This is a genomic window from Nitratireductor sp. B36 (assembly GCF_020833685.1).
GTDB lineage: Bacteria > Pseudomonadota > Alphaproteobacteria > Rhizobiales > Rhizobiaceae > Nitratireductor.
Genome location: NZ_JACKZY010000005.1, coordinates 266,536 through 287,752, shown reverse-complemented (window position 1 = coordinate 287,752; position 21,217 = coordinate 266,536). Strand labels below are relative to the sequence as shown.

At 62.6% G+C, this 21,217-nt stretch carries 20 protein-coding genes; 14 read left to right on the top strand and 6 right to left on the bottom strand.

The window, feature by feature from the left end; all coding sequences use genetic code 11:
• Nucleotides 1–194 precede the first annotated feature (194 nt).
• Nucleotides 195–1,619: an NADP-dependent phosphogluconate dehydrogenase gene (gene gndA / locus H7H48_RS19955; RefSeq protein WP_229450893.1), complete on the top strand. Its 1,425-nt coding sequence runs from the start codon at nucleotides 195–197 to the stop codon at nucleotides 1,617–1,619.
• 57 nt (nucleotides 1,620–1,676) lie between these two features.
• Here the strand turns inward: gndA and H7H48_RS19950 are convergent, their stop codons facing one another.
• The 4 genes from H7H48_RS19950 to trpB all read right to left on the bottom strand — a co-directional run bounded on the left by H7H48_RS19950 (nucleotide 1,677) and on the right by trpB (nucleotide 5,181).
• Complete coding sequence (locus H7H48_RS19950) at nucleotides 1,677–2,219, bottom strand: peroxiredoxin (RefSeq protein WP_229450892.1); 543 nt, start codon at nucleotides 2,217–2,219, stop codon at nucleotides 1,677–1,679.
• Nucleotides 2,220–2,392: 173 nt separating this feature from the next.
• Nucleotides 2,393–3,001, bottom strand: a complete 609-nt coding sequence (locus H7H48_RS19945; protein WP_229450891.1) for a LysE family translocator — start codon at nucleotides 2,999–3,001, stop codon at nucleotides 2,393–2,395.
• 82 nt (nucleotides 3,002–3,083) lie between these two features.
• Nucleotides 3,084–3,914: a tryptophan synthase subunit alpha gene (gene trpA / locus H7H48_RS19940; RefSeq protein ID WP_229450890.1), complete on the bottom strand. Its 831-nt coding sequence runs from the start codon at nucleotides 3,912–3,914 to the stop codon at nucleotides 3,084–3,086.
• A 46-nt stretch (nucleotides 3,915–3,960) separates the two neighbouring features.
• Nucleotides 3,961–5,181 carry a tryptophan synthase subunit beta gene (gene trpB / locus H7H48_RS19935; protein WP_229450889.1) on the bottom strand — a complete coding sequence of 407 codons (1,221 nt, stop codon included), beginning with the start codon at nucleotides 5,179–5,181 and terminating at the stop codon, nucleotides 3,961–3,963.
• 206 nt (nucleotides 5,182–5,387) lie between these two features.
• Here trpB and H7H48_RS19930 point away from each other — a divergent pair, with 206 nt between their 5' ends.
• The 6 genes from H7H48_RS19930 (at nucleotide 5,388) to H7H48_RS19905 (ending at nucleotide 12,094) form a co-directional block, all read left to right on the top strand.
• Complete coding sequence (locus tag H7H48_RS19930) at nucleotides 5,388–6,368, top strand: AraC family transcriptional regulator (protein WP_229450888.1); 981 nt, start codon at nucleotides 5,388–5,390, stop codon at nucleotides 6,366–6,368.
• A 195-nt stretch (nucleotides 6,369–6,563) separates the two neighbouring features.
• Entirely contained in the window at nucleotides 6,564–8,009 is a 1,446-nt protein-coding gene (locus H7H48_RS19925) for an FGGY-family carbohydrate kinase (RefSeq protein ID WP_229450887.1), read from the top strand.
• 13 nt (nucleotides 8,010–8,022) lie between these two features.
• Nucleotides 8,023–8,937: a sugar ABC transporter substrate-binding protein gene (locus H7H48_RS19920; protein WP_229450886.1), complete on the top strand. Its 915-nt coding sequence runs from the start codon at nucleotides 8,023–8,025 to the stop codon at nucleotides 8,935–8,937.
• Between the two features lie 11 nt (nucleotides 8,938–8,948).
• A complete protein-coding gene (locus tag H7H48_RS19915; protein ID WP_229450885.1) occupies nucleotides 8,949–10,469 on the top strand; it encodes a sugar ABC transporter ATP-binding protein in 1,521 nt (506 codons plus the stop codon).
• Complete coding sequence (locus H7H48_RS19910; RefSeq protein ID WP_229450884.1) at nucleotides 10,466–11,395, top strand: ABC transporter permease; 930 nt, start codon at nucleotides 10,466–10,468, stop codon at nucleotides 11,393–11,395. The genes H7H48_RS19915 and H7H48_RS19910 overlap by 4 nt, the downstream gene beginning before the upstream one ends.
• A 3-nt stretch (nucleotides 11,396–11,398) precedes the next feature.
• Nucleotides 11,399–12,094 (top strand): GntR family transcriptional regulator, encoded by a 696-nt coding sequence (locus tag H7H48_RS19905; protein ID WP_229450883.1) that lies wholly within the window; start codon nucleotides 11,399–11,401, stop codon nucleotides 12,092–12,094.
• Here H7H48_RS19905 and H7H48_RS19900 read toward each other — a convergent pair.
• Nucleotides 12,091–12,477 (bottom strand): hypothetical protein, encoded by a 387-nt coding sequence (locus H7H48_RS19900; RefSeq protein WP_229450882.1) that lies wholly within the window; start codon nucleotides 12,475–12,477, stop codon nucleotides 12,091–12,093. The genes H7H48_RS19905 and H7H48_RS19900 overlap by 4 nt on opposite strands.
• Before the next feature lie 144 nt (nucleotides 12,478–12,621).
• Complete coding sequence (locus H7H48_RS19895) at nucleotides 12,622–13,740, bottom strand: Gfo/Idh/MocA family protein (RefSeq protein ID WP_229450881.1); 1,119 nt, start codon at nucleotides 13,738–13,740, stop codon at nucleotides 12,622–12,624.
• Nucleotides 13,741–13,844: 104 nt separating this feature from the next.
• On the opposite strand from H7H48_RS19895, the gene H7H48_RS19890 reads away from it, so the two are divergent.
• The 7 genes from H7H48_RS19890 (at nucleotide 13,845) to H7H48_RS19860 (ending at nucleotide 21,211) form a co-directional block, all read left to right on the top strand.
• Nucleotides 13,845–14,657, top strand: coding sequence for a MurR/RpiR family transcriptional regulator (locus H7H48_RS19890; protein WP_229450880.1), 813 nt, complete (start codon nucleotides 13,845–13,847; stop codon nucleotides 14,655–14,657).
• Between the two features lie 142 nt (nucleotides 14,658–14,799).
• Nucleotides 14,800–16,722, top strand: coding sequence for a 5-dehydro-2-deoxygluconokinase (gene iolC / locus H7H48_RS19885; RefSeq protein ID WP_229450879.1), 1,923 nt, complete (start codon nucleotides 14,800–14,802; stop codon nucleotides 16,720–16,722).
• Nucleotides 16,719–18,542 carry a 3D-(3,5/4)-trihydroxycyclohexane-1,2-dione acylhydrolase (decyclizing) gene (iolD, locus tag H7H48_RS19880; RefSeq protein ID WP_229450878.1) on the top strand — a complete coding sequence of 608 codons (1,824 nt, stop codon included), beginning with the start codon at nucleotides 16,719–16,721 and terminating at the stop codon, nucleotides 18,540–18,542. The genes iolC and iolD overlap by 4 nt, the downstream gene beginning before the upstream one ends.
• Nucleotides 18,543–19,451, top strand: coding sequence for a myo-inosose-2 dehydratase (iolE, locus tag H7H48_RS19875; RefSeq protein WP_229450877.1), 909 nt, complete (start codon nucleotides 18,543–18,545; stop codon nucleotides 19,449–19,451).
• Nucleotides 19,448–19,648, top strand: a complete 201-nt coding sequence (locus H7H48_RS19870) for a DUF3329 domain-containing protein (protein WP_229450876.1) — start codon at nucleotides 19,448–19,450, stop codon at nucleotides 19,646–19,648. Before iolE ends, H7H48_RS19870 begins: the two co-directional genes overlap by 4 nt.
• Nucleotides 19,649–19,658: 10 nt before the next feature.
• On the top strand, nucleotides 19,659–20,474 hold the full coding sequence (gene iolB, locus H7H48_RS19865; protein ID WP_229450875.1) for a 5-deoxy-glucuronate isomerase: 816 nt from the start codon (nucleotides 19,659–19,661) through the stop codon (nucleotides 20,472–20,474).
• 104 nt (nucleotides 20,475–20,578) lie between these two features.
• Nucleotides 20,579–21,211 carry a MarC family protein gene (locus H7H48_RS19860; protein ID WP_229450874.1) on the top strand — a complete coding sequence of 211 codons (633 nt, stop codon included), beginning with the start codon at nucleotides 20,579–20,581 and terminating at the stop codon, nucleotides 21,209–21,211.
• Nucleotides 21,212–21,217 lie beyond the last annotated feature (6 nt).

The window sequence follows — 21,217 nt, the reverse complement described above, 5'->3', positions numbered from 1 at the left end:
ATGCATGTCGCTTTCAAATGAATTCATTTGAAAGACAACGAACATGCATCATTTGAAAGTGTTACAGCGTCCTTTGCGCGTCTTATAAGACGCGCGGCGCTGTAAGAAACCAGCTCTTCCCATCTGGCGATGATGCATCGACCGGCGGTCTGGTGCATAGTGCCGCCTCATTTTACGAACCGGAGACTTGAAGCATGTCGAAAGCGGATATCGGCCTGATCGGCCTTGGCGTGATGGGAGCAAACCTTGCTCTGAACATCGCGGAAAAAGGCCACAAGATCGCCGTCAACAACCGCTCCACCGCCAAAATCGATGCGTTCGTCGAGGCCGCGCAAGCTGAGGGCCTTGCCGAACGCGTCCTGCCTGAGGCCGATCTCGTAGCCTTCGTGCAATCGGTGAAGAAACCGCGCTCGATCATCATCATGGTCAAGGCCGGCAAGCCGGTTGACGACATGATCGAGCAGCTTCTGCCTCTGCTCGATGAGGGCGACGCGATCCTTGAATGTGGCAACTCGCTTTTCAGCGACACGCAGCGTCGGTTCGACTATCTGAAGCCCAAGGGCATCGGCTATCTCGGCGTCGGCGTTTCCGGCGGCGCGGAAGGCGCGCGCCATGGCCCTTCGATCATGGTGGGCGGCTCAAAGGCGCAATGGCACGATGCGGAAGCCGTGCTCACCTCCATTGCGGCAAAATTCAAGGGCGAGCCCTGCGTTGCCTGGCTTGGCGAGGGCGGGGCCGGCCATTTCGTCAAGACGATCCACAACGGCATCGAATATGGCGACATGCAGATGATCGCCGAGGTCTATGGCGTGATGCGCGACGGGCTGGGCATGGATGCTGCCGCCTGCGCCGAAGTCTTCAAGCGCTGGAATGAGGGCCCGCTCAACTCCTATCTGATCGAGATCACGGGTCATGTGCTGGAAGCCACGGACGATGAAAGCGGCAAGCCGCTTGTGGACATGATCCTCGACAGGGCAGGGCAGAAGGGCACCGGTGTGTGGTCAGCCATCGCCGCGCAGCAGCTCGGCGTGCCGGCCACGGCCATCGAGGGTGCGGTTGCCGCCCGTTCCATCTCCTCGCGCAAGCAGGAGCGCATCGCGGCGGAAGCGCTTTATGGCAAGCGCCAGGGCAAGGTGGACATCACGATCGATGATCTGGAGCAGGCACTGCTGGCCGGCAAGATCGTTTCCTACACGCAGGGATTTTCGGTCATCGCCAGCGCGTCCGAAGAGCAGGGCTGGGGGCTTGAGCTTGCCACGATTGCAAAGATCTGGCGCGCCGGCTGCATCATCCGCTCCCGCTTTCTCGACCAGATGGCGAGCGCCTTTGCCGGGGATGCGGCCACCAATCTCCTGATGGTTCCGGATTTCGCCACCCTGATGAAAGAGGCGAGCCCCGCACTGCGCCGCGTGGTGTCCGCTGGCGCGCTTGGCGAGTTGCCACTGATCTGCCTCTCGTCATCGCTCGCCTATTTCGACAGCTATCGGCAGGCGCGCGGCACGGCCAATCTCATTCAGGGCCAGCGCGATTTCTTCGGCTCGCACGGTTTCGAGATCGAGGGACGCGGCGCCGACCTGCACGGCGACTGGCCGTCCTTGGTCGATCAGCCCGCCGAATAAAGAAAAGGCCCGGACGGGGTCGCCATCCGGGCCTCTCAAATCAGGTTTCCTGAATGATCAGGCGGCCTGCGCCTCGCCCTTCTTCAGAGCGTCCAGGACGTTCTGCGGCGAGGAAACGCCATAAGGGTCGGTGTCGCAATTGTCGGAGAAGCCTTCCTCCTCGAACCACATTTCGATCCGGCCATCGTTGACCACCGCCGCATAGCGCCAGGAGCGCATGCCGAAGCCGAGATTGTCCTTGGCGACCAGCATGCCCATCTTGCGGGTGAATTCGCCCGAGCCATCGGGAATGAGCTTGACGTTCTTCAGCCCCTGCGCCTTGCCCCAGGCGTTCATCACGAAAGCATCGTTGACGGAGATGCAATAGATCTCGTCAATGCCCTCTGCCTGAAATTCGGGGTAGAGCTTCTCGAAGTCGGGAAGCTGGTAGGTCGAGCAGGTTGGGGTGAAGGCGCCCGGCAGGGAGAACAGGACGACACGCTTGCCACCGAAGAAATCGGCAGTGGTCTTCTCTTCCCAGCGGTACGGGTTGGGGCCTTCGATCGATTCGTCGCGAACGCGCGTGCGGAAGGTAACGTTGGGAACTTTTCTCACGGTCATGGCTAGTCCTTTGGCAAATACACCGCCATCCCGGCCAATGGCCGGGCGGCTTCTATCCTGAAATTTTGAACTCCGGCTGCCGGGAGGGTGCGCCGGAAAAGACAGGTCGGAATAGAACATGTTGCAGGCGCGAAGTGAAGACCTTGCGCTGCGGCAATCCGCAGCATTTCTCTTCAGCTGCGTGAAAGCACCATAGTGCCGCCCGAAGCAATGAGAACCGCGCCAACGAGCCGGTTGAGATGCACAAAGATGCGCTCGGATTTGAGCATCTTCCCAAGCAGAACGCCGCCGACCACGTAGAGCGCGACCGCCGCCACCTCCAGCGCCAGAAAGACGCCGCCCATGGCCGCGAGCTGGCTCCATGCGGGCTGCGATGCATCGATGAATTGCGGAAAAAAGGCGGTGAAAACGGCAATCGCTTTGGGATTGCTGATGGCAATCACGAAATCGCGGCGCATCAGTTTGCCAATGGCACAATCCAGCGAACTGGCGTTCGCCAGTGCGCGCGCCTTGCGCCAGAACTGGAAGCCTACATAAATGAGATAGGCCGCTCCCACCAGTTTGATGACGGTGAAGGCCGTGGCAGACGCCGCCAGCACCGCGCCGAGCCCGACAATGGTGACCGCGATCAGGAAAACGAAAGCCGGCATGCGGCCAAGCCCGCCCAGTAGCGCCGGCACGAGGCCGAGCCGCGCGGCATTGGAAAAGGCCAGCATGTTGTTGGGGCCGGGAGCGCAGTTCAGCGCGAAACAGGCCGGTATGAAGATCGACCAGGCAATCATCTGGGGTATCCTTGGCGAGAAAACTGAGGCGATCCTTAAACAGATCGCCGCGTCGCGCCAAGGCGTCAGATCGGCAAAACCGTTAAGCCATCTGGCGAGAACGCACCCCGTCTGCCAGCCCCTTCACAAGAGTTGCCACGGCCTCGGCGGGGTCTTCGATCCGCTTGCCGTTGTCGTCATAGCACTGGGCGATGGCCGCAACGATGGCGCTGCCAACGACAACACCGTCCGCCGCCTCGCCAATCGCCTTGGCCTGACGCGCCGTCTTCACCCCGAAGCCGACGCAGATCGGCAGGTCCGTGTGTTCCTTGATGCGCGAAACCGCAGCCGAAACATTGTTCGTGTCCGGCAGCGCCGAGCCCGTCACACCCGTCATCGACACGTAATAGACAAAGCCCGACGTGTTCTCCAGAACCTTTGGGAGACGTTCCTCGTCTGTCGTTGGCGTGGCCAGACGAATGAAGTTCAGCCCCGCCTTGATCGCCGGAACGCAAAGCTCCTGATCCATCTCCGGCGGCAGATCGACGATGATCAGCCCGTCAATGCCGGCCTCCTTCGCATCGGAGAGAAAGCGCTCAACCCCATAGATGTAGATCGGGTTGTAATAGCCCATCATCACGATGGGCGTGTCGTCGTCACCTTCACGAAAGTCACGCGCCATCTGGAGCGTCTTCGCAAGCGTCTGCCCACTTTTGAGCGCGCGCAGGCCGGCGGCCTGGATGGCCGGGCCATCGGCCATGGGGTCGGAGAAGGGCATGCCCAGCTCGATCACGTCGCTGCCCGCCGCGGGCAGCGCCTTCATGATCGAGAGCGAGGTCTCATAGTCCGGATCCCCGCCCATGAAATAGGTCACGAGTGCCGGGCGATTTTCTTCCTTCAGCCGCGCGAAGCGGCGGTCAATGCGGGTGGTCATGCGGATACTCTCTTCGAACAACGGGCTTCGGACGGGGCGATGTGGCTCACATCTCCATGCCGAGCATCTTTCCGACGGTGTGGACGTCCTTGTCCCCGCGCCCGGAGAAATTGACGATCATGATCTGGTCCCTGCCCATGGTCGGTGCCAGCTTGATCGCATGGGCAATCGCATGGGCCGATTCCAGCGCCGGGATGATGCCCTCAAGACGCGTCGTCATCTGGAACGCCTCGATCGCCTCCTCGTCCAGAATGGGCGAATAGATCACACGGCCTGAATCCTTCAGCCAGCTATGCTCCGGCCCGACGCCGGGATAGTCGAGCCCGGCGGACACCGAATGCCCGTCAAGGATCTGCCCGTCATCATTCTGCAGAAGATAGGTGCGGTTGCCATGCAGCACGCCGGGGCGGCCCGCCGTCATGGAGGCGCAGTGCTCGTCACCCGCAAGCCCATGCCCGCCAGCCTCGACGCCGTGGATTGCCACCTGGCGATCATCGAGGAAGGGATGGAACAGGCCGATGGCGTTCGAGCCGCCGCCCACCGCCGCCACGATGGCATCGGGCAGCCGGCCTTCCAGCTCCTGGATCTGCTCACGCGCTTCCGTGCCGATCACCGACTGAAGATCGCGCACCAGTTCGGGATAGGGATGCGGGCCTGCCGCCGTGCCGATCAGGTAATAGGTGTCCTCCACATTGGTCACCCAGTCGCGCAGCGCCTCGTTCATGGCATCCTTCAGCGTGCCATGTCCCGAAGAAACCGGCTTCACCTCGGCGCCCAGAAGGTTCATGCGGAAGACATTCGGCTTCTGCCGCTCCACGTCTGTCGCGCCCATATAGACAATGCAGGGCAGGCCGAAGCGGGCGGCCACGGTGGCAGAGGCCACGCCATGCTGGCCGGCGCCGGTCTCGGCGATGATGCGGGTCTTGCCCATGCGCTTTGCAAGCAGGATCTGGCCGAGGCAATTGTTGATCTTGTGCGAACCGGTGTGGTTCAGATCCTCGCGCTTGAAGTAGATCTTCGCGCCGCCCAGATGCTCGGTCAGGCGTTCTGCGAAATAGAGCGGCGAGGGACGGCCCGTATAGTGCCGGCCCAGATGATCGAGCTCGGCGCGAAACGCCGGCTCGTCCTTCGCCGCGTTCCAGTGTTTTTCCAGATCGAGGATCAGCGGCATCAGCGTCTCGGCCACAAACCGGCCGCCGAAGATCCCATACATGCCCTCATCGTCAGGGCCGATCCGGAAGGAATTGGGTTCCATGGGTGCAGTCATACGCGCAACGTCCCTTTTTCGCTTTTCTCGATTGAGGCATGGCCGGGCGGGACAAGTCAAACACCTGTCTCGAAAGCGAAGGTGAGTTAGTCGCCTGAAAATAAAGCGGAAAGTGGGACTGTCCTGCGTGGCATGAAAGGCGACTTGTTCCTTTCGCGGCCCAGCTTTTTCTAGACAGGTTCCATCGTCCTGTTATCCTCGCAGCCATGGTGGTGACTGATCTCATCGACGCGTCGCAAAGGCTTGGCCGGGTGCCCGGCCTGCATTCGCTCGACATTGCGGAGGCCGAGGCCGCCATCGGCGCGCGCTACAGGCCGCATCGCCTGTTGATGCCGTCCGGTGAAGCCGCGCTCGACTTCCGGCATCACGCCGTCGCGGGCGAGGGAGCATCCCTCAATCTTTTGCGCTATGGCCCCGACATCGAGATCGAGGCCGGCATTTTCGACACGTTCTACATGCTGGAATTCCCGCTCTCCGGCGGGGTGGACATTCTCTACGGGCGTGACCGTGTCGCTTCGCGCCCCGGACGTGGCTTGATTCTCTCGCCCGGCCCCTTCGTGCGCTCCAACTGGCGGCCCGGCACCACGCAGGTCATGCTGCGGCTGGAGCGCGATTTCGTGGAGCGCGCCTGGCAGCGCCATACGGGCGACCCGGTGCGCCGCACGCCTTTCTTCAAGCCGGAAATCGACCTCGACACGCCGGTCGGGCGGCGGCTGGCGCGTCTCTTCGGGCTCATGGTGGCAGAGGAGATCGAGGCCGCCGACAGCACGGCGCTTTCGCCCATGCCGCTCGTCAATGCGGTTCTGGAAACGCTCTTTGCCCATGTGCCTTGCCGCGAGGCAGAGCCTTCGGCGCTTGCCGCCGCCGGCCCGCTGCCGCGCTATGTCTTGCGCTTCAAGGCGCTGCTCGATGATCCCGCCGCGCTGCCGCTCACCGTGTCGTCGCTGTGCGAACGGCTTGAGGTGTCCCAGCGAACGCTGACCACAGGCATGCGGCGGTTTACCGGGCTTTCCCCGCATGATTATCTCACCATGCGCCGCATGGAGCATGCACGGCTTCTGCTCGAACGCGATGGCCTGCCAGTGGCGGCGGTGGCCGCGCGCGTCGGCTACGCCCATGCTGGCCGCTTTGCCGCTGCCTTCCGCCGCCATTGCGGTCACAGCCCCGCAGTCACCCGCGCGACCTGACGCATTTTCGGAAGTCGTTGTCCAAATCGGGAAATGAAATGGCGGTGCACCCTCCCTTCTTGTTGACAGGGTGGGCATTTCGCCCCGCACTCGTGGATCACCGCGCGGAAAACGGGGAACGGACCTTGCAAAAAGGCCAGCGCGCGGCGACACGGTGGACGTTGAATTCGTCTACCCCATGAGAGGGAGGGTGGTTTGAGCCGGACCGTTCTGGCCATTGATATCGGGTCATCGGCCCTGAAAGCCGTGCTGTTTTCTGAGCATGGCGCGATGCTGGCTGCCCGGTCGTCGTCCATCGCCACCGCGACCGGGACCGACCGCTCGCAGACGCAGGACCCTGCCAATTGGTGGGCGGCGCTTGTCTCCGCGCTGGCAGACATGCCCGACAGAGAAGACATTGAAGCGCTCGTCTTTACCGGTTCCATGCAGAACCTGATTGTTCTGTCACCGGAGGGCGAAGCGCTGGCACCTGCCGCGCTCTATTCCGACCGCCGCCTGAGCGAGACCGAGATTGCCGAACTCCAAGCCCGCCTGCCGGGCGATTATGCACGGCGTGTCGGCAATCACCCGGACCCGGCCCACACGATTTTCAAACTCATGCGGCTTGACCGTTTCGCGTCCGGTCTTCCTGATGAACACCGCTTCTTCTTCGGCGCGAAGGATGCTGTCACCTTCCGGCTGACCGGCCGCGCTGCGATCGATCCCACCGTCGCCTCCACCACCGGCCTGATGAACATCGCAACACGGTGCTGGGATCCCGAACTGCTCGCCACTGCGGGTGTCGAAGCGTCGCGCCTGCCTGAAATCCTCCCGGCCGACGAGATCCTTGGCCCGTTGCGGGCAGAAGCCGCTGCAGAGCTCGGCCTGAGCGAAGGCACGCCTGTGTTCAATGGCGCAGGCGATGCGGCAGCGGCCACATCGGGTGCAGCCGCTGACGCGCCGGGACGTGCCTATGCCTATCTCGGAACCACCGGCTGGGTTGCGGCCACGCTCACCATGCAGGAGGCCGCGCCCCCGCGTGACATCTACACGCTTGCCGATCCGGTCCATCCCGACCGCGCCATCATCATCTCGCCATTTCTGACGGCGGGTGCCGCCATGGACTGGCTGGCCGAAACCACGGGCGAAAGTGTCGAAGCCCTGCTGGAAGCGGCTGCGACGGCGGATGAAGCGCGCGCCGCCCCGCTCTTTCTGCCCTATCTCTCGGGCGAACGTGCGCCTTTCGAGGATCAGCGCGTGCGCGGCGCATTCCTTGGCCTCGACCGCACCCATGGCAAGGGCGCAATGGCGCGCGCCGTGCTTGAGGGCGTGGCGTTCGCCATCCGGCACAATCTGGAAACCGCCGGCCTGCCGCCATCGCCGCTCACCGTCATTGGCGGCGCGGCCCGTACGCCGCTGCAGCGGCAGATCCTCGCCGACGTGCTGAAGCGCGACATCGCCTTTCCCGATGCAAGCCAGGAGATGACGGCGCGGGGCGCATTGCGCATGATCGCGGCAAAGGCCGGCTTATCGCCTGCCGCCGTCGATGCGTCGCCAGCGCACACACAGGGCACCACCCACGCCAAGCGCTGCGACAGCCGCTACCAGGCCTATCTCGCAGCCTCCCGCTTTGCGCGGGAACACGCCAATCTGATAATCTGACCCGGAGGAAACCATGAAACGCATGCTCCTTACCACGGCCGCACTGGCCGCTTTCGCCCAGATCTCCACGGCCCATGCCGAGGACATCGCCGTGCTGACGCCCTATCTGAGTTCCGTTGCCACGAATGAGATGGTCGAGACCTTCAAGACCGATTCCGAGGCCAAGGGGTGGACGGTGAACGTCGTCGACACACGCGGCGATTTCCAGCAGCTTGCAAGCCGTGTCGAGGACGTCACCAATGCGGGGGCGGACGCCATCGTGCTGGTCAGTGTCGATCCCAACCAGATCGCCGATCAGGTTGCCGCCGCCGCGGGCAAGGACATCCCCGTTTTCGTGCTCGACGGCGCGCTTGCCGATGGCGTGACCGCCAACATCACCACCGACAATTTTGCCCTTGGCACCATCCTCTCCGATTACCTGTTCGAGGCGCTGGGCGGCGAGGGCAACATTGTCAAATTCTTCCACTCCGCGCATCCCGGCGTTCGCCAGCGTGAGCTGGCGCTGGATGCGGCGCTTGAGAAGAATGATGCCGTCAAGGTCATCGCCGAGCATTATGTCCAGGTGCCAGGCCCAATCGACAATGCGCGGCAGGCGATGGAAACCTTCATCCGCCAGCATGGCGACAAGATTGACGGTGTGTGGGCCGCGTGGGACGAGCCGGCCATTGGCGCGCTGCTTGCCCTTCAAAGCGACATGCCCGATGCAGACATCGTGATCGCCGGTATTGACGGCAATCCCCAGGCGGTGGATCTGATCAAGCAGTGCACCAATCTCGCCGCCACCGTGCGGCAGGATTTTCCGGGCATCGCCAGCGCCGCAGTCGGAGAAATCGAGACGGTGCTCGGCGGCGGCGAGCCTTCCTCCCGCGAGATCTTCGTGGAGGCCAAGGTGGTCGATCGCGAAACACTTGGCGCAAACTGCGAGTAAAGCCCGCACCGATGCTCGAGATCGAAGGGCTCACCAAACGGTTCGGCGGCGTCACGGCGCTCGATGGCGTGCGCCTCGACGTTGCCGCCGGGCGGGTCCATGCCCTTCTGGGGGAGAACGGGGCGGGCAAATCCACCCTGCTCAAGTGCCTTTCCGGCGTGCACCGGGCCGATGCCGGAACGATGCAGCTTTCAGGCAGGGCGTATCAGCCGGCGGATCCACGCGCGGCGGAAGCCGCCGGGCTGCGCACCGTGCATCAGGAGCTCAATCTCGTTCCGGGCTTTACGGCCTATGAAAACGCCTATGTGGGCCGCAGCTATCCGCGCCACCTCGGTCGTGTCGACTGGAAGGCGATGCGCGCGCGCTTTGCCGCCCTGCGGGACCGCTACAGGCTCGATCTCGACATCGACGTGCCGGTGGGGCGCCTCTCAGTCGCCAAGTGCCAGATTGTCGAAATCCTGCGCGCGCTGATGGACGATGCGCGGGTGTTGATCCTCGACGAACCCACCGCCTCGCTGAGCGAGGAGGAGGCGATCGTCCTGCGCCGCATCGTGCGCGATCTGGCCGATCAGGGCTGCGCCATCATCTTCGTGTCGCACCGGCTCGATGAGGTGTTCGCGCTGGCGGATGACTACACGGTGCTGCGCAATGGCCAATCCGTCGGCAGCGGGCAGATCGCCGACACCTCGCGCGACGAGATCGTCGGGCTCATGGCGGGCGAGGCGTTTCGCCATGAGCGCCATGGCGATGCGCGCGCTCCGGGCGACCCCGTTCTGGAGCTTAAGGGTTTCCGCGTGAGCCCGGTCCGCGCCCCCATTGATCTGACGGTGCGCGCCGGTGAGATCGTGGGGCTGTATGGTGTGGTGGGCAGTGGCCGCTCCAGTCTCCTGAAAGCCGTCTGGGGTGCAAGCGGCGTGGCTGAGGGCGACATCGCGCTTGAAGGTGCGCCGCTCCCGGCCGCGGGCATCGAAAGCCGCAAACGCGCCGGTGTCGCCTATGTCTGCGAAGACCGGCGCAACACCGGTCTCGTCATGCATCACTCCATTCTTGACAATGCCGTCCTGCCGCATCTGGAGCGCCACCGCGCGTTGGAGGCCCTGCCGGTCGTTTCCTGGAGGCGGGCGCGGGCCGGCGTTCGCGCCGCGCTTGAAGGGCTCAGCGTCAAATATGGCGGTCTTGGCGACCGCATCTCCACCCTGTCGGGCGGCAACCAGCAGAAGATCATGATCGGCCGCTGGTTCGATCCGTCGCTGAAACTCTTCCTGCTCGATGAGCCGACGCGCGGCGTGGATGTGCGCTCCAAGGCGGAGATCCACGCGCTATGCAATCGCCTTGCAGGCGAGGGCGCGGCCATCCTCTTCGCCACCAGCGATCTTGAAGAACTCCTGATGCTCGCAAGCCGCGTCGTGGTCATGGCGCAGGGGGCCGTCACGCTCGATGCGCCCAACAGCGCCGTCACGCGCCAGTCCGTCATCGACGCCACCTTCCATGCGCCGCAGCCTCAGCCCACAAAGCCGGAGATAAAAGTTTGAGCTTTTCCGCCCGATACGGAACCCTGATCGGCCTTCTGGCCATCATCGCCCTTTTCGCGGCGCTCTCGCCGGAGGCCTTCGCCAAGGGCTCGAACCTCATCAACATCACGCAGCAGATGTCGCTGCTCGCCATTGTCGCGCTGGGCGCCACCTTCGTCATGTCGCTGTCGGAGTTCGATCTTTCGGTCGGCGCGGTGGTTTCCATGGCGGGCATCGTTTCCGTCACGCTGTTCGGTGCCGGCTGGGGCATCGTGCCCGTCATGCTGGTCACGCTCATTGCGGGGTTTGCCGTCGGCGCGGTTAGCGGGCTTGCGATTGCCACCTATCGCATGCCGAGCTTCATCGTCACGCTTGCCATGGGCACGATTGTCGGCGGCATCACCTACTGGATCAGCGATGGCGCAACGCTGTTCGGAAACATTCCGGTGGGCTTCCGCGATCTGGGGCGCGGCTATCTCGCCGGTATTCCCGTTCTCACGCTCTGGGCGCTGGCGGCGACGCTGTTTGCAGCTTTCATCCTGGACCACACGGAGCTTGGCCGCCGCATCCTCGCCATTGGCGGCAACCGGGAGGCCGCGCGGCTGACCGGCGTGCGCATCGTGCCCAACAGTGTGTGGGCCTTCGGCCTCTGCACGCTGTTTGCCGCCCTTGCGGGCCTTCTTCTCACCGCGCGCCTCGGCAGCGCCCACCCGACCGGCGGCAACGGTTTCCTGCTTCAGGCCTATGCGGCTGTCTTCCTCGGCATGACCGCCTTCCGCGACGGGCAGGCCAATGCGCTCGGCACGCTTCTGGGCGCGGCGATCATCGCCGTGGTCGCCAATGGTCTCACCATTCTCGGCGTGCCGAACTACCTGCAGGACATTTTCACCGGCCTCATCATCATCGGCGCGGTGCTGGTGCGAAACATCGGCGGCAGGGCGACCTGAAACATGGCTGTGGATCACGCCTATCAGCGCCTCGCCAACAGGCTCATCCGCGAGCTGACAGGCGGTCTGTGGCGCAATGGCGATCCGCTTCCTTCCGAACATGCACTGGCATCTGCCTATGCGGTTTCGCGGCGCACCGTGCGTCAGGCGCTGGAGCTCCTGCAGCGCGAGGGGTTCGTCTCCAAGGGGCAGGGGCGCAGCACGGTTTACCGCGAACGCGCCATCGGGCGCAGCGGCGAGAAGCTGATGGATTTTCCCACCGCCGCGCGCGAGGCCGGCTTTCGTCCGTCAACGCGCCTCATCTCGACGGGGCATGTCGAGGCGGGGCTCTCCATTGCCCATGCGCTCTCACTGCCGCTTGGAACCGAGGTCTTCGAGATCCGCCGGGTGCGCCTACTGGAGGGCCGTCCCGTCGTTCATCAGACCTCGCTTTTGCCGGCGACTCTGGCTGAGAAGCTGGACGTCTCCAGTCTTGCGGAAACCTCGCTCTATACCATGTTGCGGGCTGCCCTTGGCGGCGAAATTTTCCTGGCGCGCGAGCACGTCTCGCTTCTGTCGGCTTCGCAAGAAGAGGCAGAGGCATTGTCCATACCGAAGGCCTCGCCGCTGCTCAGGGTCCAGCGCGTGGTGGTGGATGGGGGAGGGCGGCCTGTTGAATATTCCAACTCGGCCCTGCAGGATTCCTTCTTTCGGTTCTAAAGCCGCTCCACAAGCTTCACCTGAAACGTGTGCATCTGCCCCTGACGGGAGATCGAGATATATTCGCCCTGCCGAAAGCGTTCTTCGCCGAGGCGGAAGCCGATCTCGTCGTCGCGGTCGCCTTCTTCGTAATCGAAATACCATTGCCCGCCGGGCTTGCGGCGCAATCGGCCGATCTTGTCTTCCGCATTGGGTTCGAAGCGCCGCACGCGGCATTGCGCTTGGTGCTTCTTCCATTCCGCGGCGTCGAGATGCCCCTCCGTGTCGAGCGGAACCAGCAGGTCATATCCTTCGTCATGGTCGCCCAGGGGGTGGCCCTTCTCGCGGGCCAGTTCCAGGCGAACATGCCGGAATGTCGGGGAGAGATCAGAAGCTGAAGTCATGCTGGATCCTTTCGTTCTCCACCACCCTATGGGTATGATTCTGGTCCTGCTTTGACAAAGATCAAGCAGAGAAATTGCCCCTTCTTTCGTGGCGGTCAGATCCGGCCACCGGTCGGCGCGGCATTGAGAGGGCTCATGCCCGCCCTACACCGTCACACGCTGTCCCTCGCGTGCAGAAGCAGCGATGGCGTGAATGACCTTCTCGAACTCCAGCGCGTCCGTGAAATCGGGACCAACCTTCGCACCGCCTGCTATTTCCCGCAGGAAGGCACCGGCCTCCAGAACCTTGAGATCGTTGAAACCGAGCTGATGGCCGGGCGCGGGACAGAACGCAGCATACGCTCCATGGGTCGGGCCGGTGAGTATTGTTCGAAATCCCTGCTCGGCCGCCGGACCCTCGTTCCGATAGAGTTGGAGCTCATTCATGCGCTCCTGTTCAAAAGCGATCATGCCCTCGGTTCCATGAACTTCGAAACCCAGCCGGTTCTTGCGCCCCCATGCGGAACGGGAGGTGGCCAAAATGCCTTGTGCCCCGCTTCCGAACCGCACCAGGGCCGAAGCCACGTCCTCATTTTCCACCGCCCCGCGCCCGTTTCCGTCGGGCATCGGGCGTGTCTGATGAATCGTCTGCATATCGGCGATCAGGCTTTCGATGGGCCCCATCAGTCCATAGGCCATGGAAACCAGGTGGCAGCCGAGATCCCCAAGCGCGCCGAGCCCGGCATCCTCGATGCGCGCTCGCCATGTCCAGGCGAGTTCCGGATCGGCCTGGTAGTCCTCGTCCACAAAGCCGCGAAAATGTATCGGTGTGCCGATGGCGCCCCTGGCAATCAGTTCTTTGGCATGTTCGAAGGCCGGATTTTTGATGTAGTTGTAGCCGACCATGGTTTTGACCCCGGCCCTGGCCGCGGCTTCTGCCATGGTGCGAGCTTCTTCGAGTGTCAGGCCCATCGGCTTTTCGCAATAAACGTGCTTGCCGGCTGCAATGGCTGCCAGCGCCATCTCGCAGTGCATCCGGTTTGGGGTGGTGATGGAAACAAGCTCCACAGCCGGGTCATCGACCAGAGCGCGCCAGTCTTCCGTGGCGCGCGCAAAACCGAATTGCGCAGCCATCTGCTCGGCGCGCGTGGCCGGCGTGTCGCACAGAACCTCCAGTCGCGCTTCCGGCACATCGGCGAGGACAGCCTTTGCTGCGCGAAAGGCCAAAGCATGAGCCTTTCCCATGAAACCCGTCCCGATCAGGCCGACGCCGATGTCGCTCATGGAAATTCTCCTCCAATACTGGAATTTTTATTCCAAATGCGTAAGATCATCCCAGCCACGCTGTCAAGCGAAAGACCCATCGAGCAAAAGAAAGAGAGCCGGGCATGAGAGAGCCTTCCGCACCACAAACAATCGAGGAGTTGCTCGATCGAATGCTCGAAGTTTCAGACGGTTTGCCCAAGCGGTTGAAGCAGTGTGCTGATTATGTAGCCGCAAATCCGGATCGCATCGCGGTGTCCACCGTTGCGGAAATGGCGGAAGGCGCCGGTGTGAAACCATCGGCCTTCATGCGGTTCTGTCAGGTGCTCGGCTTCTCCGGATTTTCGCAGATGCAGCGGCTTTTTCGGGATTCCTATGTTCAGAATTGGCCCGATTATCCGACGCGGCTCGAAAAGCTGAGAGAGAGTGGGGCGGGGAGTGCGTCCGCACTCCTGGCCGAGTTCATCGAGGCCGGGCGTTTGTCGCTTGAAAGCCTAGCAAAGACCATCGATCCGGAGACGCTCGACGCAGCCATCAAAACTCTGTCTCGAGCGAATATGGTGCACATCGTCGGGTTGCGTCGGGCATTTTCTGTGGCAGCCTATTTCGCTTACGCCTTCGAGAAGATGAATGTGCCGACGATGATTCACGACCACGTCGGCAGGCTCGACAACCGGCATGCCATCCGCAAAGGCGATGCCGTCATAGCAATCACTTTTGCGCCCTATACGACCGAAACCGTCGAATTGGCCGAAGCCGCGCGCGCTGTCGGTGCCGACGTGATCGCAATCACCGACGCCATCGCAAGTCCGTTGCGGCCCATCACGCCTCTTATGCTCACCGTATCCGAAGCCGATTTCGGCGCCTTTCGATCACTCTCTGCAACGCTGTCACTGGCTGTGGCGCTCGTGGTCGCTGTGGGCGCCAACACGCAGTAAAATGGAATTCTGATGTTGATTTCGACATTAAAATAGAACATATCTTCCATTATGTGAATGATGGAGCGCCGGACCCGGTACACCATCGCCCTCTGCCGTTGCGCGACCACAAGCGCGGCAGAAATGTATGGAGGAGACAAGGATGAAGTCCCTCGACCTCATCACCATCGGCCGCTCCTCGGTCGATCTGTATGGCGCGCAAGTGGGCGGGCGGCTGGAGGATATGGGCTCCTTCAACAAATATATCGGCGGATCTCCCACCAACATCGCGGCAGGCACGGCACGTCTCGGCCTTAAATCGGCATTGATCACGCGGGTGGGCGACGAGCATATGGGGCGTTTCATCCGCGAAGAGCTCGAGCGCGAAGGCGTCGACACACGCGGTGTGGTGACCGACTCCGAACGCCTGACGGCACTTGTGTTGCTCGGCATTCGCGATCAGGAGCAGTTCCCGCTGATCTTCTATCGCGAGAATTGCGCCGACATGGCGCTGGGTGAGGAAGACATCGATCCGGATTTCATTGCCGAGGCCCGCTGTGTGTGTGTGACCGGCACGCATCTTTCCCATCCGCGCACCGAGGCCGCCGTTCTGAAGGCGCTGCGGCTTGCCCGCGAGCATGGTGCGCTGACCGCGCTCGATATCGATTACCGTCCCAATCTCTGGGGGCTTGCCGGGCATGACGCCGGCGAGAGCCGCTTCATCGAATCCGAACGTGTCACCGCCAAGCTGCAATCCACCCTGCCTTTGTTCGACCTGATTGTCGGCACGGAAGAGGAGTTCCACATCGCAGGCGGTTCCACCGACACGGTTGAGGCGCTGAGAAATGTGCGTGCGCTGACGGACGCCGTGCTCGTGTGCAAGCGGGGACCGATGGGCGCCTCCGCCTTCAAAGGCGCGATCCCCGACACGCTTGATGAGGGCGAGGCAGGGGAGGGGTTCCCGATCGAGGTGTTCAACGTGCTTGGCGCGGGCGACGGTTTCATGTCCGGGCTTCTGAAAGGGTGGCTCTCGGGTGAGGACTGGCCGACAGCGCTGAAATACGCCAATGCCTGCGGCGCCTTTGCGGTCTCCCGTCATGGCTGCGCGCCGGCCTATCCCTCGCTTGAGGAGCTGGAATATTTCTTCCGCACCGGCATTCGGGAGAAGGCGCTGCGCAAGGATGCCGCGCTTGAGCAGGTGCATTGGGCGACGACACGGCATGGCGAGTGGCCGCAGATGCGTGTTTTCGCCTTCGATCACCGCATGCAGCTGGAAGCCATGGCCGATGAGGCGGGCGTCTCGCATGAGCGCATCGGTGACTTCAAGAAACTGTGCCTCGAGGCGGCAAAGACCGTCGCTGGCGGGCGCCACGGATATGGAATCCTGTGCGATGGCCGGCTCGGGCGGGAAGCCCTCTACGCGGCCTCGGGCTCCGGACTGTGGATCGGCCGTCCGGTCGAATGGCCGGGCTCGCGCCCGCTCACGCTGGAACCGGCCATTGGCCCCGATTGCGGCGGGCTCAATGAATGGCCGCTGGAAAACGTGGTCAAGGTTCTGTGCTTCTATCACCCGGACGATGAGCCGCCGATGCGAGAAGAACAGGAAGAAACGGTCAAACGCCTGTTTGCCGCAAGCCGCCGCAACCGGCTGGAAATGCTGCTCGAAATCATTCCGTCCAAGGTCGCCGTGTGTGACGATGACACCGCAGCCCGCGCCATTCAGAGGTTTTACGAGATCGGCGTCTATCCCGACTGGTGGAAACTCGAACCGATGACCTCGCGCGCCGCATGGCAAAAGGCCTGCGATGCGATCAAGCGCAACGATCCGCATACGCGCGGCATTGTTGTGCTCGGGCTTGATGCGCCGGCAAAGGAGCTGGAGGAGAGTTTCGCGGTTGCCGCCTCTTTCGATCTGGTCAAGGGTTTCGCAGTTGGTCGCACCATCTTCGCCGAGGTGGCGCGGCGCTGGCTTTCCGGCGCGATCGACGACAAAACGGCGATTGCTGAAATGGCGAGAAATTACGCAGATCTCTGCGCTGTCTGGGATCGGGCGCGGGCACGGGCGCAAAAGGGAGAGGCAGCATGAAGACAACCCGGCTGACGGCGGCGCAGGCAATGATCCGCTACATCGCCGCCCAGAAGAACGAGGACGGCGAGCCCTTCATTGCCGGCATGTGGGCCATTTTCGGCCACGGCAACGTGGCGGGCATGGGCGAGGCGCTTCATGCGGCGCGTGAAACGCTCACCACCTATCGCGGGCACAATGAGCAGTCCATGGCGCACGCCGCCATCGCCTATGCAAAGCAGCTTGGCCGCCGCCGCGCCATGGCGGTAACATCGTCCATCGGCCCCGGCGCGACAAACATGGTGACGGCGGCTGCACTCGCCCATGTGAACCGCCTGCCCGTGCTTCTCATACCGGGCGATGTCTTTGCCAATCGTGGTCCCGATCCAGTCTTGCAGCAGATCGAGGATTTTGGCGATGGCACCGTAAGTGCCAATGACTGTTTCCGCCCTGTCTCGCGTTATTTCGACCGCATCACCCGGCCCGAGCAGCTCTTGACCGCGCTGCCACGCGCCTTCCGCGTGATGACAGATCCGGCCGATTGCGGGCCGGTCACGCTCGCCTTCTGCCAGGATGTGCAGGCGGAAGCGTATGATTGGCCGGAGAGTTTCTTTGCAGAAAGAACATGGCGCCGCCGCAGGCCCCGGCCTGATGAAACGGAACTGGCCGATGCCATCGAAACCATCCGCGCCGCAAGCCGCCCGGTGATTGTGGCTGGCGGTGGCGTTCACTATTCAGGGGCTTGCGACACGCTGAAGGCGTTCGCGGAAAAACACGCCATACCGGTGGTGGAAACACAGGCAGGCAAGTCCGCGCTCCCGTGGGACCATCCGCTCAATCTCGGCCCGGTCGGGGTCACGGGTTCGGCGAGCGCCAATGCGGTTTGCGAGGAGGCGGATCTGGTTTTCGGCATCGGCACGCGGTTTCAGGATTTCACCACCGGGTCCTGGGCACTGTTCAAAAAGCGACCCGGAATCCTGTCTCTCAACGTTCAGCCCTACGATGGCAGCAAGCACGACGCGCAGGCGCTGATCGCCGATGCCGATGTCGGCCTCAAGCTTCTGACTGAAGGGCTTGGTGGATGGAAGGCGGAAGCGCCATCGCCGGCACTGAAGGAAGACTGGTTCAGGGCCGCCGACGCGGTGACGGAAGCACCTTCGGTGGACGAAAACGCGCTCCCCACCGACATGCAGGTCATCGGCGCGGTGCAGCGCGCGGCGCGTGAAAACACGGTGGTCATGTGCGCGGCCGGCACCATGCCCGGCGAATTGCACAAGCTGTGGAAGGCCGGGCGCCCCGGCTCCTATCACATGGAGTATGGCTATTCGTGCATGGGTTATGAGATCGCCGGCGGACTGGGCATCAAGATGGCCGAGCCCGAGCGAGACGTGATCGTGATGCTGGGCGATGGCTCCTACATGATGATGAATTCGGAGCTGGCCACCGCCGTTTCCATGGGCATCAAGATCACCGTGGTCATCACCGACAATCGCGGTTTCGGTTGCATAAACCGGCTGCAGATGGGCACCGGTGGTGCCGAGTTCAACAATCTGCTCGACCATACGCACCATGTGAACCCGTCGCGGATCGACTTTGTCGCCCACGCGGCTTCGATGGGGGCCAGGGCGTGCAAGGCCGGTTCCATTGCCGAGCTGGAGGCCGCCCTTGCCGAAGCGCGCTCTGCCGAGGGGCCTTTCGTTGTGGTGATCGACACGGACCCCTATCCCTCGACAGAGGCTGGCGGGTACTGGTGGGATGTCGCCGTGCCCGAGGTTTCCGACCGGCAACAGGTCAAGACCGCCCGCAGGGCCTACGAAAAAGCGCTGAAGGAAAGACACTGAATGATCCGTTTCGGCACCAATCCCATTGCCTGGTCGAATGATGACGATCAGACCATCGGCGCGCATATTCCGCTTGAGCAGTGCCTGTCGGAAACGGCGACCATTGGCTTTGACGGCATCGAGAAGGGGCACAAGATGCCGTCCGATGGCGAGACGCTCAAAGCGGTTCTGGCCGGGCACGGCCTCGTCTTCGTTTCCGGCTGGCACTCGCTCAACCTTCTGGCCAATGACATCCCAACCGAGAAGAAGGCGATCCAACCGCATCTCGACATGCTGAAGGCGAATGGCTGCAAGGTGTGCATCGTCTGCGAGACGTCGAACGCCATTCACGGCAACGATGCGGTTCCACTGGCGGACCGTGCCCGCCTTGAGGATGATCGCTGGCCAGCCTTCTGTGCCGGCGTCGAGGAGATTGCAGAGTATTGCGCGGGCCAGGGCGTCACACTGGTCTATCATCATCATATGGGCACCGTGGTTGAAAACCGCGAGGAGATCGGTCGCCTGATGGATGGCACAGGCCCCGCGACCCACCTTCTGCTCGACACCGGCCATGCCTGGTTCGGCGGGGCCGACCCGGTGGAACTGGCCGAGACCTATGGCGAGCGGGTGGCTCATTTCCATGCCAAGAATGTTCGCCCCGCCATTCGCAGCGAAGTGGAGCAGGAAAGGCTGTCCTTTCTCGAAGGCGTGCGTCGCGGCGTCTTCACCGTGCCGGGAGACCCCGAAGGTGGCATCGCGTTCGTGCCCGTGCTGAGCGTGCTCGCGAAAAAGGGCTATGATGGATGGCTCGTGATCGAGGCCGAGCAGGACCCGCTCAAGGCCGACCCGGTCAAATATCAGTCCATGGGCTTGAAAGCGCTCCGGCAGGCAGCGCATGCTGCCGGCCTCACCCGGAACCCTGCAGAATGAGTTTTCTCGATCCACGCCATCCCTTCTTCAAGCCGCTCTGGCGACGGGTGGTCGTGGTGGTCGTCTGTCTTGGCTGGGGACTTTTCGAGTTTTTCTCCGGCGCACCGTTCTGGGGAATGCTCTTCACTGCCGCAGGCGTCTATGCGGCCTGGTCGCTGCTCTACACCTTCACGCCCGGCGACACCGAAAGCGAATAAGGGAGGAACCATGCCCGATCTTCTGGTCAAACCCGCAGGCACCGCCGGCAAGGTGCACGACATCACACCGGCATCGGCAGGCTGGGGCTATGTCGGCTTCGGCCTCTACCGTTTGAAAGCCGGCGAAACGGCCTCCGAGGCGACAGGAGACCGCGAGGTCATTCTCGTACTTGTGGAAGGGAAGGCGGAGATTTCGGGCGCAGGCAAGGCTTTTGGCGAACTGGGCGAGCGCATGAATGTGTTCGAGCGCCTGCCGCCTCATGCAGTCTACATTCCCGATGGGACCGAATGGCAGGCCACGGCCACCACGGACTGCACGCTCGCCGTCTGCAGCGCGCCGGGTAAGAGTGGCCATGAGGCACAGGTGATCGGCCCCACAGGCATCAGCCTCGAAGAGCGCGGCAAGGGCGCCAACACGCGCTACATCCACAACATTGCCATGGAAGGCCGCGATGTAGCAGACAGCCTGCTCGTCACAGAGGTCTACACCCCGCAGGGCAACTGGTCGTCCTATCCGCCGCACCGGCATGACGAGGACGATTTCCCGAACATGACCTATCTGGAGGAGACCTATTATCACCGGCTCAACCCGGCGCAGGGCTTCGGTTTCCAGCGTGTGTTCACCGAGGATGGCGAACTGGACGAGACGATGGCCGTGAGCGACCACGATGTGGTGCTGGTGCCGAAAGGGCACCATCCCTGCGGCGCGCCCTATGGCTATGACATGTATTATCTCAACGTGATGGCCGGCCCACTGCGCAAATGGCGCTTCGCGAACCATCCGGATCATGACTGGATCTTCCGGCGGGATGCGAAGGCTGGCTGATACCAGCGTCGCCCGTGGCGCAGCTTGATGCCATACTGCCTCGGAATTCAGTGAGTCGTTTTTTGCTTTGGCGGTGAGGCGAAATCGGCAGGCGGGGCAGGATCATGGACTACACCGAACTGACAAAAGCCTTCGGCGCATTCTTTGCCATCATGAACCCGTTCGTGAACTTGCCGATCTTTCTGGCGCTGACGGCAGGTTTCACGGTTCAGCAGCAACGCTTTCTGGCATTCAGAATTGCGATTTTCTCAGCCATCATGTGCGCTGTTATCCTGTTTGCCGGCCAGGCGATCATCGGGTTTTTCGGCATTACTGTCGATCAGTTTCGCGTCGCTGGCGGCATCGTGCTGGCGCACATCGCCTGGTCGATGCTCAATGGAAACGGCTTCTCGTCCCACCATGGAACCGAGAGCGAGCAGAATCGCATGGGCGACCTCTCGGGGCTCGCCTTCTATCCGATCACCTTTCCGATGATTGTCGGTCCCGGCACCATTGCAACATTGATCATCTATGCGGGGCATGCGGGCGGGTTTGAGGCGACTTTGGCCGTCGGTTCCGTTGTCGCCATCATTCTGGCGATCCTCTTCGTTGTTCTTTTCTTCGCAGCAGAAATCGGACGTGTGCTGAGCGAAACCATGCGCGTGATCACCACCCGGCTCATGGGCATGATCCTGCTCGCCATCGCCGTGGAGATGATCGTCGCAGGTGTGAAAGCCGTGCTGCCGGGCCTTGCCTGAAGATAA